Raw genomic sequence first — 14632 nt, 5'->3', positions numbered from 1 at the left:
TTTGCCCGGCTGCACGACGCGGCGCACACCATCGGTTACAACACCGACCCTCGCCGCGGCGTCACACGACCCCGCTGACCCCGAGCAGCGACCCGAGCCCGAACGTCACCGCCAGCGCCAGCGCCCCGCCGACCACCACGCGCAGCACCGATCGGCGGGGCGCCGACCCACCGATCCACGCAGCCGTCCACCCCGCCACCGCCAGCGCCGCCAGCACGGCCACGAACGTCACGGGCACCTTCCACGGCACCGGCACGGCCAGCACGGCGATCAGCGGCAGCACGCCTCCGACGAGGAACGCGACCGCCGAGGCGAACGCCGCATGCCAGGGGCTGACGACGTCGGCCTCGTCGAGCTCCAGCGTCCCGCGCTCGATGTGCGCCTTCTCGGCGTCGCGCTGGCTGGAGACCGACACGTACTCCCCCAGCGCCATCGAGATCGCGCCACCGACCAGTGCCGCGAGACCCGCGGTCAACAGCGCGGCATGCGCCGTCGTCGCGCCGGCGACGCCGACCACCACGGCGGCCACGGAGACGATGCCGTCGTTGGCGCCGAGCACGCCCGCGCGCAGCCAGTTGAGCCGCTGCGCCAGGCTCTCCGGGCGGACCTCGTCCGCCGACCCCGACGAGCCCTGCGCCCCACCCTGACCGGACCGGTCGACGCCGATCCCCAGTAACTCACCGATGCTCATGGCATCAGTGAAGCCGTCTATCTGACACGCCGCCAGCAAGCGTAGGCAAACCTGCGTCGGCGCAGGTCAGCCTCATTTTCTCGCTGACCTGCGCCGACGCGGAGCATCCGACACAGGCCTCTCGTCAATACGCCGGAATCGAGTGCCTCAGCGCTCGGAGCCGTCCGCTTCCCGGGACAGAGAAGACCGCCCGTCGGCATACCCGCGGGCGTACGCCTCCGCGCTGCCCTCGCGGAACAGGTCGTCGGCGCTGGGCCGCACCAGCACGCGGGCGCCCGGCCCGTCGCCGTCGGGCCCCTCCCCCGCGAGCACGAACCGGGCCAGCCCGCGCACCACCGCGACCGGCCGGCCGGCGGCCTTGGCGCGCACCAGCTCGGAGGCCGAGGCGACCTCGTCGACCACGGCTGTCACCGTCACGTTCAGCGGGCGGCCGTGGGCGTCGACCCCGCCGCGCAGGTCGTCGACCACCTGCACGCCGGCGGCGCCGATCGCTATGTCCACCAGCCCGTCGCGCCAGGCGCGCCCGGCGGTGTCGGTCACCACGACGCCGAGCCGGTCCAGCCCGAACCGGCGCCGCAGCGCCGCACGCAGGGCGCGGGCGGAGGCGTCCGGGTCCTCGGGCAGCAGCAGCACCGTGCCCTCGGGCGTGTTGGACGCGTCCACCCCGGCGGCGGCCATCACCAGGCCAAGCTTGTTCTCCACGATCCGCAGCGGCGGCAGCCCGGGCCGCTCGCGCTGGGCCACCACGCGGACGGTCTCGTCCGTGATGGCCTGCTCGCGGTCGGCGGCGGCCACGACGCGGCCCTCGGCCTTGGAGACCACCTTGGAGGTCACCACGACGACGTCGCCCTCGGCCAGCCCGGCCGGGGTGACGGCGTCTCCCACGAGGGCGGCAAGGTCGTCGCCCGGCCGCACCTCGGGGAACGCCGCCGGCGCCCACACCGACAGCCACGTGCCCGCGGCGGCCGCGCCGTCGTCGGGCACCGACGACCCGCTCACCGGGCGAGCTTCGGCAGCACCTCGCGGCCGAAGACCTCGATCCACTCCTTCTGGTTCCGCCCCACGTTGTGCAGGTAGATGCGGTCGAAGCCGAGGTCCACGTACTTCTGGATGGCCTCGCGGTGCTTGTCGGGGTCGGCCGAGATGACCATGCGGCCCTCGAAGTCCTCCGGGCGCACCAGCTTGGCCATCTGCGCGAAGTCGTGCGGCGAGCGGATGTCGGCCTTGGGGAACTTCATGCCGCCGTTGGGCCACTCGGTCATCGCGTTCTCGAGGGCCTGCTCGTCGGTCTCGGCCCACGACATGTGCACCTGCAGCACCTTGGGCATGCCCTCGGGGTCGCGGCCGGACTCGCGCACGCCCTCGTCGAACTTGCCGAACAGCATCTCGATCTTCTCCAGCGGCGCGCCCACGGTGATCAGGCCGTCGGCGTGCTTGCCGGCACGCTTGGCGGTGACCGGGCCGGCGGTGGCCACGAGGATCTCCGGCGCCTGCTCCGGCATGGTCCACAGCCGGGTGGACTCCATCTTGAAGAACTGCCCGGAGTGCTTGACGTCCTTGCCGTCGATCCCGGACTGGAAGAGCTTCTTGATGACGTCGATGGCCTCGAACATCCGGTTGATGCGCTCGGGCGCCTCGGGCCAGTAGCCGGCGGTGACGTGCTCGTTGAGCGCCTCGCCCGAGCCCAGGCCCAGCCAGTGCCGGCCCGGGTACATCGCGGCCAGCGTCGCCGAGGCCTGCGCCACCGTCGCCGGGTGGAAGCGGAAGGACGGGCAGGTGACGCCCGGGCCCAGGTCGCCGCGGGTGCGCTCGCCGAGCGCGGTCAGCACGTTCCAGACGAACGCGGCCTGGCCCTGCTGCGGCACCCAGGGCTGGAAGTGGTCGGCCGCCATAACGCCGGAGAAGCCGTTCTCCTCGGCGTAGGCCGAGTACTCGACCACGTCGGTGGGGTGGAACTGCTCCAGCATCGCGGCATAGCCGATGGTCAGGTCAGATGCAGCCATGACTTGGAGCCTAGACCCGTGATGGCGTCCGTCGCCGCCAGGGCGGCGCCCGCGGCCGTCAGCCCCGCCGCGGCCGGCTCGGCGCCGTCCGACGCACCGCCCGACGAGCCGTCCGACGACGCCGGCGCGCCGTGCCAGGCCACGTGCAGCACGCACGCGTCGTCGCGCTGGTTGGCCTCGGCGTCGAAGAAGTGCGACAGCAGCTCGCCCTCGTCGCCGATGCCGCGCTCGGCGGCCACGGCCGCGAGCTGGTCCAGCCCGGCGCGCAGCGGCCGGTCGCGCCGCTCCACGACGCCGTCGGTGTACAGCAGGACGACGTCGCCGGGCTTCAGCAGCACCGAGCCCTCGGCGCGTGGACCGCGAAGGTTGGGCACGCCCAGCGGCGCCGACCGGCCCTCCCACAGGTACTCGGCCCCGCCGTCGCGCACCAGCAGGGGCGGCAGGTGCCCGGCGCAGGCGTAGCTGAGCGTGCCGGTGGTGGTATCCAGCTCGGCGTACACGAGCGTCGAGGCGAACCCCACCTGCCGGCGCCGCACGAACTGGTCGAGCAGCTCCAGCGTGGCCGCCGGGCCCAGGCCCGGGGCCGCGAGCGCCTGGGTGGCGGTGCGCAGCTGGCCCATGGCGGTGGCGGCGTGCAGGCCGTGCCCGACGATGTCGCCGAGCGCGAGCGCCACCGTGGTGTCGTCCAGCCCGAACGCGTCGTACCAGTCGCCGCCCACCTCCAGCCCGCTGACGGCCGGTCGGTACTCGGCGTTGACCTCCAGGTCGGCGCGCCGCGGCAGGTTCTGGGTGAGCATGGCGTGCTGCAGCTCGCGGGCCACGGACTCGCTCTGCTCGTGCAGCCGGGCGCGCTCCAGCGCCACCCCGCCCTGCTGGGCGATGATGGCCAGGGCGTCCGGGTCGATCGGGACGTCGCCGGGGCGTCGGTGCGGCGTGACGACGAGCGCGCCGAACGCCTGCCGCGTCCCGGTCACCGGCACGACGAGGCTCGCCCCGGCGTCGCCGAGGGCGCCGTCGTCGCGCAGCTGCGCCGACTCCACGGCCGGGTGCCGCTCGACGGAGCGCACCAGGGCGTCGGTGACCTCCCGCAGGCCCGCGGCGCCGGACAGCTCCGCCGTCGCCTCCTGCACCCACTGCAGCCGGGCGGCGGCGTGCTCGGCCGCCTCGCGCGCGGCGACGAGCTCGCGCTCGAACCGGGCGCGCTCCTGGGCGGCGAACAGCGCGACGTCGACCACCGGCTCGGGCGCCTCGGTGCGCGCCACCGCGGACAGCAGCACCGGCAGCGGCGCGCCGGGCGTGCGCAGCTCGACGGCGACCTCGTCGACCCGGCCCTGCAGCGTCAGGATCGGCGCCATGTGGGTCTCCCAGTAGATCCGCCCGCCCACGGTCAGCAGGTCGCTCAGCCGGCGGCCCCGCACGTCGGGGCGCGTGCCGGCGTCCGCGTCCGACGCCGGGGCGCCGGCGCCGTCCTCGGGCGCCTGCGCCCCGGTGCCCTCGCCGTTGGCCCACGCGAGGAAGGTGTCGTTGGCCTCGAGGATGCGGCCCTCGGCGTCGAGACGCAGCAGGGCGACGGGGCTGTGGGCCCAGGAGCGGGCTCGGCCGGCGGGGGTCACGCGACCACGGGCTCGCGCGCAGGCTCGCTCAGGTACTCGCGCATGGCGGCGACGAGCGCGTCGGGGGCGCTGAGGTTCGGGCAGTGCCCGACGGCGTCGATGAGCGCGAACCGGGAGCCTTCGAGGTTCTCGTGGACGTACCGGCCCACCTCGACCGGCGCGATGACGTCCTCGCGGCACTGCACCACCAGGCTCGGGGTGCGCACGGCCGCCAGGTCGGCGCGGTTGTCGGACAGGAACGTGGCGCGCGCGAACCGCTGGGCCACGGTCGGGTCCGTGCGGCAGAACAGCTCGGTGAGCTCCGCGCCCAGCTCCGGGCGGTCGGGGTTGCCCATGATCACCGGGGCCATCACCGACGACCAGCCCAGGTAGTTGGTGTCCATGGTGGCCAGCAGCTCATCAATCTCCTCGGTCGAGAAGCCGCCGCGGTAGCCGTCGTCGTCGATGTACCGCGGGCTGGGGCCCACCAGCACGAGCCGGTCGAACAGGTCCGGTCGGCGGGCCGCGGCGAGCAGGCCGATCGTCGCGCTCACCGAGTGGCCCACGAACACGACCGGGCCCAGGGCCAGCTCGTCGAGCAGGTCGACGACGTCGCCGGCGTAGCCGTCGAGGGTGGCGTGCCGGTCGTCGTCGTAGAGGGCGGGGTCGGCGCCGCCGGCGCCGGCGTGGTCGAACAGCACCACCCGGTGGTCCGCCTCGAACCGCGGCGCCACGAGGCGCCACATCGACTGGTCACAGCCGAACCCGTGGGCGAACACCATGGCGGTGCCGTCCGGCGCACCGGACAGCCTGACGTTGTGGCGCTCTCGTAGGGTCACGTGGCCACAGTAGCCCGGCAAAACGGTCACGTCTCGAACGAGCGTCCGATATTGCCGCACGTCACGCCGCGCCGCCACCCGCGGCCGCGTCGGCGTGCGCCGGCTACGCGCGCAGGTCGGCCGTGAACGCCGCGACGAGCTCGCGCCGCTCGGCCGCGCTCAGGTGCGCCAGCCCGAACGTCAGCGGGTGCGCGATCGGCTCGTACCGCAGCTCGACGTCCAGGTCGGCGGGCAGCCCCGGCGGCTCGACGACGTCGTGGTCGGGCACCTGCAGCGCCACCGACCGCAGCGCCGAGCGCGGCACGGCCACCACCTCGATCTCGCCGTCGCGCGGCGGCGTCGGCCCGGCCCCGTGCATCCCGGCCACCCGCACGTGCGCCACCAGGTCGGCCGCGACCACCAGCAGCTCGCCGCTGAGCGTCCGGGCCCCCTGGTCCTGCTGCACGTTCGCGAGGACGTGCTCGGGCGCCTGCCCGCCCAGCGCCGCGTCGATCACCGCGGCGGTCTGGCCGATCGGCCGGTACTCGCCCCGCGTCGCGGCCTCCACCGCCGCCGCGAGCGCCTCGAGCCGCTGCGTCGTCTCGTCCACCTGGCGTGCCTCCCGTCGTCGAACCGGTGTCCCGAACGGTCCCACGAACGCCGCCGCGCCGCGCGGGGTGCCGGTCCGTGCGCTGCACGCCACACCCGGCGGAGTGGGCCGGGCGCCCGTCGGTGGTGCACAGTGCTCGGGTGGAACGCGTGCACGGTGAACGCAAGGTCCCCGGCGGCAAGCTCGTCGTGGTCGACGCCCGGCTCGACGACGGCGGCGCGGGCGGCGTCGCGGCGAGCGACGGCGTCCCCGACGTCCCCGGTGCCGGGCACGCGGCGCGGCTGCGCGACGTCGTGCTGTCCGGCGACTTCTTCCTCGAGCCCGACGACGCCCTGCCGCGCCTGACCGCCGTGCTCGAGGGCACCGCCGTCGACGTCCCGTTCGACGAGCTGACCGCGAAGCTCGAGGGCGCCGCCGCAGGGGCCGCGCTCATCGGCTTCGCGCCGCGCGACGTCACCCTCGCGGTGATGCGCGCCGTCGGGCGGGCCTCCACCTGGGAGGACCACGCCTTCGAGCTGCTCGACGCCGGGTACCAGGGCCCGCGCATGCAGATGGCCCTCGACGAGGTGCTCGCCCGGCAGGTGGCCGAGGGCCGCCGCAAGCCGACCCTGCGGTTCTGGGACTGGGCGTCCGGGTCGGTGATCATCGGCTCGTTCCAGTCGCTGCGCAACGAGGTGGACCTGCCGGCGGCCGACCGGCACGGCCTGGAGGTGGTGCGGCGCATCACCGGCGGCGGCGCGATGTTCGTCGAGCCGGGCAACGCCATCACCTACTCGCTGTACGTGCCCGACACCCTCGTGGCCGGCCTGAGCTTCGCCGCGTCCTACGAGTTCCTCGACCAGTGGGTGCTGCGCGCGCTGCGGACCCTGGGCATCGACGCCACCTACGCCCCGCTGAACGACATCGCCTCGCCGCTGGGCAAGATCGGCGGCGCGGCGCAGAAGCGGCTGGCCGCCGGCGCCGTGCTGCACCACGTGACGATGAGCTACGACATCGACGCCCAGAAGATGGTCGAGGTGCTGCGCATCGGCCGGGAGAAGATGTCGGACAAGGGCACCAGGAGCGCGGTCAAGCGAGTGGACCCGCTGCGCTCGCAGACCGGCATGGCGCGCGAGGAGATCATCGACGCGCTGGTCGCGGAGTTCGAGCGGTCCTACGGGCTGACGCCGGTGACGCTCGACGACGCGACCCGCGCCGAGGCGCAGGAGCTGGCCGACACCAAGTACGCCGACCCGGAGTGGCTCGCGCGCGTGCCGTGACGCCGCGCGCGGCTCGCCCGCGCGCTCGCCGAGACTTGAGCTGTGGTTGCCTCGGCACGCCCGGAGGCGACCACAGCTCAGGTCTCGGCGACGGGGGCCGGCGCGGCGGTAGGTGCGGCGGCCGACGGCGCGCCCGTCGCGGCGAGGAACTCCGCCCACGTGCCGCCGCCGCGCCGCGCGCTCGGCCCGGCGAGGTTCTCCCCCGCCCGGTAGGCGCGCCCGACGGCACCGGGCAGCCGCACGGGCAGGCTGAGCCGGCGCGTCCGCGCCCCGTGCGCCCGCCGGTACGCACCGACCAGCGCCGGCACGTCGAGCACCTGCGGCCCGACGACGTCCGGCACCCGCCCGGCCGGGGCGCCCAGCGCGACCTCGACCAGCCGCGCCGCCACCTCGGCGACGTCGACCGGCTCGAACCGCAGGCCGCCCGGCACGAGAAGCACCGGCAGGCGGGACAGTCCGCGCGCCACGGGCAGCACGAAGTCGTGCAGCTGCGCCGCGCGCAGGATCGTCCACGGCACGCCGGAGGCAGCCACGACCCGCTCGGCCTCCGCCTTGGCGCGGAAGTAGCCGATCGGCATCCGGTCCGCCCCCACGACGGAGATCAGCACGAGGTGCCGGACGCCGGCCGCGCGGGCCGCGGCGGTGAGGTGGCGGGCCGCGACGTCGTCGCCCTTCGCGCCGCCGGCCAGGTGCAGCACGACCTCGACGCCGTCGAGCGCCGGCGCCAGCCCGTGGCCGGCGACGACGTCGCCCGCCACGTGCTCGACGCCGGGCCCGCTGGTTCGCGGGTGGCGGGTCAGGACGCGGACGTCGCGGCCGGCGGCGGTCAGCAGCGGCACGACGTGTCGGCCGATGGTTCCGGTGCCGCCGGTGACGAGAATGGGTGTGCTCACGGGTCTGCTCCTCAGCTCTTCGCGTGCATGCCCGGTGCATGTCACGGACGAGGACGTGCCCTCGTCGACATCTCGACGACACGACTCCGGAGGATGTGACATGACCGACCGACGACTGCTCGCCCGCCGCTTCGACACCGAGCGGCCCCGGCTGCGGGCGATCGCCACGCGCCTGCTCGGCTCGCCCGCCGACGCCGACGACGCCGTGCAGGAGACCTGGCTGCGGCTGGAGCGGGTGGACGTCGCCGCGATCGACAACCTCGACGCGTGGCTGACCACCGTCGTCTCGCGGGTGTGCCTGGACCAGCTGCGCAGCCCGCGGCGCACCCGCGAGGAGTCGTGGCACGTCGAGGCGTGGCGCGACGAGCCGGTCGCCGACGACGGCGACCCGGTGGCCGAGGCCGAGCGCGGCGACCAGGTGAGCACCGCCCTGCTGCTCGTGCTCGACACGCTCAGCCCCGCCGAGCGGATCGCGTTCGTGCTGCACGACGTGTTCGGCCGCCCGTTCGAGGAGGTGGCCGACGCGCTCGAGCGGTCGCCCGAGGCCGCCCGCCAGCTCGCGTCGCGGGCGCGGCGCCGGCTGCGCGGGGCGCCCAAGCCGGGACGCACGCCGCCGCGCCGGGCGCGCGAGGTCGTCGACGCCTGGCTCGCCGCCGCCCAGCGCGGCGACCTCACCGCGCTGCTCGGCCTGCTCGACGACGGGGCGGTGCTGCGCGCGGACTACGGCGCGCGTGGCGGCCAGGTCGTCGAGGGCGGCCGGGCCATCGCCGAGCAGGCCACGCTGTTCGCGCGGGTGGCCGCGCACTCGACGCCGCTGCTGGCCGGGGGCCGCCCGGCCGTGGCCGCCGTCCTGGACGGGAGGGTCGTGTCGGTGATGGCGTTCGAGATCGCCGACGGCCGCATCACGGGGCTGGACGTGCTGGCCGACCCCGAGCGGCTCGAGGAGCTCGGGGTGGCGGGGGTCCTGGGGCTGCGCTGACCAACAACGCCGAGACCCGGATTCTCGGGGGAATGAGCGGGCTCATTCCCCCGAGAATCCGGGTCTCGGCGAAGTAGCGCGCGGCGCGCCCGGGGTCAGGCCACCTGCTCGGCGGCCGCGCGGGCCGTCCGGCGCGCGGCCTGCCGGTCCGGGTCGGCCACCGGGGCCGCCGCGACCAGCGCGCGGGTATACGCGTGCCGCGGCGCCTGCAGCACCTGCGCCGTCGGGCCCTGCTCCACGATCCGGCCCGCCTGCATGACCGCCACCCGGTCGGCGACCCGCTCGACCACCGCGAGGTTGTGCGACACGAACAGGCACGCGAAGCCCAGGCGCTCCTGCAGGTCGCGGAACACCTCGAGCACGTGCGCCTGCACCGACACGTCGAGGGCCGACGTCGGCTCGTCCGCCACCAGCACCCGGGGCGCGAGCGCCACCGCGCGGGCGATCGCCACGCGCTGGCGCTGCCCGCCGGACAGCTCGTGCGGGAACCGCACGGCGTGCTCCGGCCCGAGCCGCACGAGCTCGAGCAGCTCGAGCACGCGCGCCCGCCGGGCGTCGAGGTCGAGGTCGGTGTGCAGCATCAGCGGCTCGGCGATGGACCGGCCCACGGTCCAGCGCGGGTTGAGCGTGGAGGCCGGGTCCTGGAAGACGATGCCGGTGTGCCGGCGCCGCTCGGCCCGCTCGGCCCTGCCGGCGCGCGCCAGGTCGACGCCGCCGACCAGCACCCGCCCCGACGTCGGGGTCAGCAGCCCGGAGACCACCTGCCCGAGCGTCGACTTGCCCGAGCCGGACTCCCCCACCAGGCCGAGCACCTCGCCCGGCGCGATGGCCAGCTGCACGTCGTCGGCCGCGCGCACCGGCGCGGTCCCCCGGTGGCCGGGGTAGACCACCGAGACGTGGTCGAGCACGACGGCGGCACCGTCCGCGCCGGGCGCCCCGTCGGCACCGTCGGCACCGGCGGCCTCCGCCGGGGCGCGGTCGGCCCCCGAGCCGTCCTGCCCGAGGTGCGGCACGGCGTCCAGCAGCGCCCGGGTGTACTCCTCGCGCGGCGCGGCGAACAGCTCGCGCACGGGCGCGTGCTCCACGACCCTGCCGGCGCGCATCACCACGACGTCGTCGGCGAGGTCGGCGACCACGCCCATGTCGTGGGTGATCAGCAGCACCGCGGTGCCGCGCTCGTCGCGCAGCCGGCGCAGCAGGTCCAGGATCCCGGCCTGCACGGTGACGTCCAGGGCCGTGGTCGGCTCGTCGGCCACCACCGCCACCGGGTCCTGCGCGAGCGCCATGGCGATCATGGCGCGCTGCAGCTGGCCGCCGGAGAGCTGGTGCGGGTAGGACGACGCCACGCGGGCCGGGTCCGGCAGCCCGGCGTCGCCGAGCAGCTCGAGCACGCGCTCCACCGCCGCGCGCCGCGGCAGCCGCTCGCGGCGCGCGCGGTGCGCGTTCAGCGCCTCGGCGACCTGGTCGCCGACGGTCAGCACCGGGTTCCAGGCACCCATCGGCTCCTGGGACACCAGCGAGACGACGGCGCCGCGCACGCCGCGGACCGTGTCCGGCCCGGCGCCCACCAGCTCGGTCGGCCCGGCCGGCGCCCCGGGGACGGCGAGCCGGATCGAGCCGCCCACGCGGGCGGTGCGCGGCAGCAGGCCGAGCACCGCCATGGCGGACACGCTCTTGCCGGAGCCGGACTCCCCCACCAGGGCCGTCACGCGGCCGGGGCGCAGCGCCCAGGACGCGCCGTCCACGGCCCGCGGGGCGGCGTCAGCAACCGGCGCGCGGCCGTCGTCGAACACGACGGACAGCCCCTCCACCGTCAGGAGGGGCTGCCCGTCGAACACCGGGTCGGTCACAGGGACGTCACTGCTCCAGCGAGGTCTGCAGGTAGTTCGGGTAGGCCGGGAAGTCCGGGATCCGGAAGTTGACGACCTTGGACCCGTGCAGGAACGAGTTCTTCGTGTAGATCAGCGGCACCACGGGGGCGTCGGCAGCGATCGTGCGGTCGGCCTGCGACCAGATGGTGCCGGCCTTCTCCGGGTCGGTCTCGGCGGTCGCCTGGGCGATGAGGTCGTCGACCTCCGGGTTGGAGTAGCGGGCGAGGTTGTAGCCGCCCCCGCCGATCTGCGAGGAGGCGAACAGCGGCTGGATGTTGCCGTTCGCGCTCGGGAAGTCCGGCTGCCACGAGCCGAGCGTCAGGTCGTAGCCGGAGCCGTCGCCCTGCGTGACGGTCTGGGTGTAGACCTCGTCGGCCTGCGGCTCGATCGCGACCTTCAGGCCGGCGCGCTGCAGGCCCTGCTGGATCGCCTGGGCCTGGGCGAGCGACGCCTCGTCGTCCTTGACCACGAACCGCAGCTCGCGGCCGTCCCAGCCGGCGCCGGCCAGCAGCTGCTGGGCCTGCTCCGGGTCGCCCGACGGCTCGACGTCGTCGAACAGCGTCTCGTACTCCTCGCGGCCCGGGATGCCCGGGGTGATGAGCGTCGAGGCGAAGTCGCCGGCGATCTCGCCGCCGGAGGCGACGCGGTAGGCGTTGCGGTCCACGGCCAGGCTGATCGCCTTGCGCACGTCGACGTCGTCGAGCCCCGCCGCCTGGGTGTTGATCGCCAGGTAGGCCAGCGCGCCCGGGCCGGAGGTCACGAGCCGGTCGGCGGCCGGGCCGCCCTGCACCTGGGCGAGCTGCGCGGCCGGCACGAAGTTGGCGCCGAACGCGTTCTGGTCCTCGCCCGAGTCGGCGATGAGGCGCTGGGCCGCCACGGTGGCGTCCTGGCCCAGCTCGAAGACGATCGAGTCCGGGCCGGCGGCGCGGGCCTCGTCGGTGTCGGCGTCCCACTCGGGGTTGCGCTCGAGCGTGATCGACGTGCCCTCGACCGTCTCGGCGACCCGGTACGGGCCCGTGGCCACCGGCTGGGTGGAGTAGGTGGCCGGGTCGTCCTTGCCCTGCGGCACGGCGCTGAAGGCCGGCATCGACACGATCCACGGCCAGTCGCCGTAGGCGCTGTTCAGGTGGAAGACGATCGTCTTGTCGTCCGGCGTCTCGATCGAGTCGAGCTCCTGGCCCTGGTACGGGCCGGTGTAGTCCTCGGCGCCCTCGAGCAGCGACTTGTGGTAGCTCAGGCCGCCGGACAGCTCGGGCGCGAAGGAGCGCTCGACCGAGTACTTGACGTCCGCCGAGGTGATCGGCGTCCCGTCCTCGAACGCCAGGCCGTCCTTGAGGGTGAACGTCCAGGTCTTGCCGTCCTCGGACGGCGTGCCGGTGTCGGTCGCCAGGTCCGGGACCACGGTGGTGTTGCCCTCGGCGTCGGTCTTCCACGCGGTCAGGCGGCGCTCGACCAGGCCGAGCGAGGTGATGGCCAGGCTCTGGCTCATCGCCGGGTCCCAGTTGACGCTGGTGGCCGAGGTGAGGATGCGCAGCGTGCCGCCCCGCTCGACGGCGGTGGGCGACGCCGACGCCGCGGCGTCGTTCGCGCGCTCGTTGGCGTTGCAGCCCGTCAGCAGCAGCGCGGCCGCGGCGACGGGGGCGACGACGGCGGCGAGGCGCCGGCGTCGGGAGGTTGCGGTGGTGGACATCGTGTCTCCGGTTCAGGGGGTGGTGCGGGGGCGGCGACGGCGGCGCGCGGGGCCCGGGCGGGACGCGCGCGCCGTCGTACATCGCCGGCCGGGACGTGCCAGGAGGTCCGGCCGGCTCATCGGGCGACCCTCCCCTGCCGCACGCGCGGGTCGAGCAGCGTGTACACGACGTCGACCAGCAGGTTGGCGACGACGACGATCGCAGCGGTGAACACCGTGACGCCCACCAGCACCGGCACGTCGGTGTTGCCGACGGCGTCGATGAGCAGGGCGCCGAGCCCCGCCATCGAGAACACCTTCTCGGTGATGACGGCGCCGCCGAGCAGCGCGCCGAGGTCGAGCGCGAAGATCGTGACGACCGGGATCATCACGTTGCGCAGCGCGTGGCGGGTGACCACGCGGCCCTCGGTGATGCCCTTGGCGCGGGCCGTGCGCACGTACTCCGAGCCGAGGGCGTCGAGCATCTGCGCGCGGGTCAGGCGCGTGTAGATCGCGGCGTTGAGCAGGGCCAGCACGACCCAGGGCAGGACCAGGTGCCACGCCCAGTCGACCGGGCTCTCGCGCAGCGGCACGTACCCGCTGACCGGGACCATGTCGAGCGTGAAGCCGAACAGCAGGATGCCGAGCAGGCCCACGAGGTAGCTCGGCGCCGAGACGCCGGTGATCGCGCCGACCATCAGGGAGCGGTCCAGCGCCGTGCCGCGGCGCACCGCCGCCACCACGCCGCCGGCCACGCCGGCCAGCAGCCACAGCACCGCGGCCCCGATCGCGATCGACGCCGTGACGGGGAAGCGGTTCAGGATGAGCTCGGTGACCGGGGTGTTGAGCCGGAACGAGTAGCCCAGGCACGGGGCGGGGCAGGTGATCGTGGCGCCCGAGCCGCCGAAGGTGCGGCCGGCGAACACGCCGTGCAGGAAGTCCCACCACTGCTCGACCCACGACTTGTCGAGCTGCATGAACGCGCGCGCCGTCTCCAGGCGCTCGGGCGTGCACGGCTTGCCGCACGCGAGCTGCGCCGGGTCGGCGGGCAGGACCACGAACACCGCGTACGTCAGCAGCGACACCACGAGCAGCACGAACACGACCGAGGCGAGGCGCGTGCCGAGGAACCGGGCGACCCTCACGCGGCCACCTCCTTCCGGTCGTGGCCGGCCTGCCGGCGGGCGTCGCGCTCGGCGCGCCGCTGCCGGCGCCGGGCCCAGCCCCGCCCGCCCGGGCCGAGGGCGGCGGTGCGCGGGTCGAGCGCGTCGCGCAGGCCGTCGCCGAGCGCGTTGAACGCGAGCGTGATGCCGAACAGGGCGACGCCGGGGAACACCAGGTACATGGGGTCGACGGAGAACCAGGTCACGGCGTTGCCGATGGACCGCCCCCAGCTCGGGGTGGGCGGCGGCACGCCGACGCCGAGGAAGCTCAGCGCGGCCTCGGAGCCGATGGCACCGGGCACCGCGATGGTGGTGAACACGACGATCGTCGCAGCGAGGTTGGGCAGGATCTGCCGGCCGAGGACGTGGGCGTGCGAGGCGCCCAGCGCGCGCGACGCCCGGACGAACCCGGCGTTGCGCAGCGCGAGCGTCTGCCCGCGCACCACGCGGGCGATGCTCGACCAGCCGAACAGGCCGATGACCAGCACCAGCAGCAGCGTCCGGGGGAACCACGCGGGGGCGACGGCGCCGACGGCGATCATGAAGATCAGCGCCGGCAGGCCGATCAGCACGTCGATGCTGCGGGCCACGACCCAGTCGGCCCAGCCGCCGAAGTAGCCGGCCGCCAGCCCGAGCAGCGTGCCGACGAGCACCGAGACCGCCGTCGCGCCCAGGCCCACCAGCAGCGACGTGCGCGAGCCCATGAGGACGATGGCGAACAGGTCGCGGCCGGTCAGCGGCTCGACGCCGAACCAGTGCTCGGCGGAGATGCCGCCGAACGCGCCGGCGGGCGCGCCGCTGGGGCCCAGCGCGTCGAGGTCGTAGGTGTACGGGTCGACGCCGAGCGCGCGGGTGATCAGCGGCGCCAGCAGGGCCAGCACGACGTACAGGGCGACGACGACGGCCCCGGCGAAGGCGAACCGGTCGGCGGCCAGGCGTCGCCACAGGGCCGGGCGGCCGGAGCGGCGGCCGGGTGCGCCGCCGGGGACGCCGGGCGCGGCGGTCGAGCCGACGGTCCCGCCGGGGGCGGCGAGCTCGTCGGAGCGCTCGAGCGACACGGGATCTCCTAGGGACGGGGGTGCGG

At 75.2% G+C, this 14632-nt stretch carries 13 protein-coding genes; 2 read left to right on the top strand and 11 right to left on the bottom strand.

Annotated elements, in window-relative coordinates; translation table 11 throughout:
• Positions 1-61: 61 nt before the first annotated feature.
• The 6 genes from GSF02_RS02375 to GSF02_RS02350 form a co-directional block, all read right to left on the bottom strand.
• Complete coding sequence (locus GSF02_RS02375; RefSeq protein WP_159792338.1) at positions 62-691, bottom strand: VIT1/CCC1 transporter family protein; 630 nt, start codon at positions 689-691, stop codon at positions 62-64.
• Between the two features lie 147 nt (positions 692-838).
• Positions 839-1690 carry a coenzyme F420-0:L-glutamate ligase gene (gene cofE / locus GSF02_RS02370; protein ID WP_235915312.1) on the bottom strand — a complete coding sequence of 284 codons (852 nt, stop codon included), beginning with the start codon at positions 1688-1690 and terminating at the stop codon, positions 839-841.
• Positions 1687-2694: a TIGR03557 family F420-dependent LLM class oxidoreductase gene (locus GSF02_RS02365; RefSeq protein WP_159792336.1), complete on the bottom strand. Its 1008-nt coding sequence runs from the start codon at positions 2692-2694 to the stop codon at positions 1687-1689. Before GSF02_RS02365 ends, cofE begins: the two co-directional genes overlap by 4 nt.
• Positions 2676-4307 carry a SpoIIE family protein phosphatase gene (locus tag GSF02_RS02360; protein ID WP_159792334.1) on the bottom strand — a complete coding sequence of 544 codons (1632 nt, stop codon included), beginning with the start codon at positions 4305-4307 and terminating at the stop codon, positions 2676-2678. The genes GSF02_RS02365 and GSF02_RS02360 overlap by 19 nt, the downstream gene beginning before the upstream one ends.
• The gene (locus GSF02_RS02355) at positions 4304-5068 is read right to left on the bottom strand and encodes an alpha/beta fold hydrolase (RefSeq protein ID WP_159792498.1); all 765 of its coding nucleotides are present in this window, start codon (positions 5066-5068) and stop codon (positions 4304-4306) included. The genes GSF02_RS02360 and GSF02_RS02355 overlap by 4 nt, the downstream gene beginning before the upstream one ends.
• A 160-nt stretch (positions 5069-5228) precedes the next feature.
• On the bottom strand, positions 5229-5714 hold the full coding sequence (locus GSF02_RS02350) for a hypothetical protein (protein WP_159792332.1): 486 nt from the start codon (positions 5712-5714) through the stop codon (positions 5229-5231).
• Positions 5715-5863: 149 nt separating this feature from the next.
• On the opposite strand from GSF02_RS02350, the gene GSF02_RS02345 reads away from it, so the two are divergent.
• Positions 5864-6973 (top strand): lipoate--protein ligase family protein, encoded by a 1110-nt coding sequence (locus GSF02_RS02345; RefSeq protein WP_159792496.1) that lies wholly within the window; start codon positions 5864-5866, stop codon positions 6971-6973.
• Positions 6974-7050: 77 nt separating this feature from the next.
• On the opposite strand, the gene GSF02_RS02340 is transcribed toward GSF02_RS02345, so the two are convergent.
• Positions 7051-7866 carry an SDR family oxidoreductase gene (locus GSF02_RS02340; protein WP_159792330.1) on the bottom strand — a complete coding sequence of 272 codons (816 nt, stop codon included), beginning with the start codon at positions 7864-7866 and terminating at the stop codon, positions 7051-7053.
• Positions 7867-7966: 100 nt separating this feature from the next.
• On the opposite strand from GSF02_RS02340, the gene GSF02_RS02335 reads away from it, so the two are divergent.
• A complete protein-coding gene (locus GSF02_RS02335) occupies positions 7967-8845 on the top strand; it encodes a sigma-70 family RNA polymerase sigma factor (RefSeq protein WP_159792328.1) in 879 nt (292 codons plus the stop codon).
• A gap of 95 nt (positions 8846-8940) precedes the next feature.
• On the opposite strand, the gene GSF02_RS02330 is transcribed toward GSF02_RS02335, so the two are convergent.
• From GSF02_RS02330 to GSF02_RS02315, 4 genes are all read right to left on the bottom strand, one after another.
• Positions 8941-10695 carry a dipeptide ABC transporter ATP-binding protein gene (locus GSF02_RS02330; protein WP_159792326.1) on the bottom strand — a complete coding sequence of 585 codons (1755 nt, stop codon included), beginning with the start codon at positions 10693-10695 and terminating at the stop codon, positions 8941-8943.
• Between the two features lie 7 nt (positions 10696-10702).
• Positions 10703-12406, bottom strand: a complete 1704-nt coding sequence (locus tag GSF02_RS02325) for an ABC transporter substrate-binding protein (protein ID WP_159792324.1) — start codon at positions 12404-12406, stop codon at positions 10703-10705.
• A gap of 116 nt (positions 12407-12522) precedes the next feature.
• Entirely contained in the window at positions 12523-13530 is a 1008-nt protein-coding gene (locus GSF02_RS02320; protein WP_159792322.1) for an ABC transporter permease, read from the bottom strand.
• The gene (locus GSF02_RS02315) at positions 13527-14606 is read right to left on the bottom strand and encodes an ABC transporter permease (RefSeq protein ID WP_408003850.1); all 1080 of its coding nucleotides are present in this window, start codon (positions 14604-14606) and stop codon (positions 13527-13529) included. Before GSF02_RS02315 ends, GSF02_RS02320 begins: the two co-directional genes overlap by 4 nt.
• Positions 14607-14632: the final 26 nt, after the last annotated feature.

Source organism: Puerhibacterium puerhi (assembly GCF_009846865.1).
Lineage (GTDB): Bacteria > Actinomycetota > Actinomycetes > Actinomycetales > Cellulomonadaceae > Puerhibacterium > Puerhibacterium puerhi.
Note: the sequence above shows the minus strand (reverse complement) of the source record. Positions and strands in the feature narration are given on the sequence as shown.

Coding starts and splice junctions, on each gene's coding strand:
- GSF02_RS02375 (WP_159792338.1), bottom strand. CDS start 691: ATGAGCATCGGTGAGTTACTGGGGATCGGCGTCGACCGGTCCGGTCAG.
- GSF02_RS02365 (WP_159792336.1), bottom strand. CDS start 2,694: ATGGCTGCATCTGACCTGACCATCGGCTATGCCGCGATGCTGGAGCAG.
- GSF02_RS02355 (WP_159792498.1), bottom strand. CDS start 5,068: ATGGTGTTCGCCCACGGGTTCGGCTGTGACCAGTCGATGTGGCGCCTC.
- GSF02_RS02335 (WP_159792328.1), top strand. CDS start 7,967: ATGACCGACCGACGACTGCTCGCCCGCCGCTTCGACACCGAGCGGCCC.
- GSF02_RS02325 (WP_159792324.1), bottom strand. CDS start 12,406: ATGTCCACCACCGCAACCTCCCGACGCCGGCGCCTCGCCGCCGTCGTC.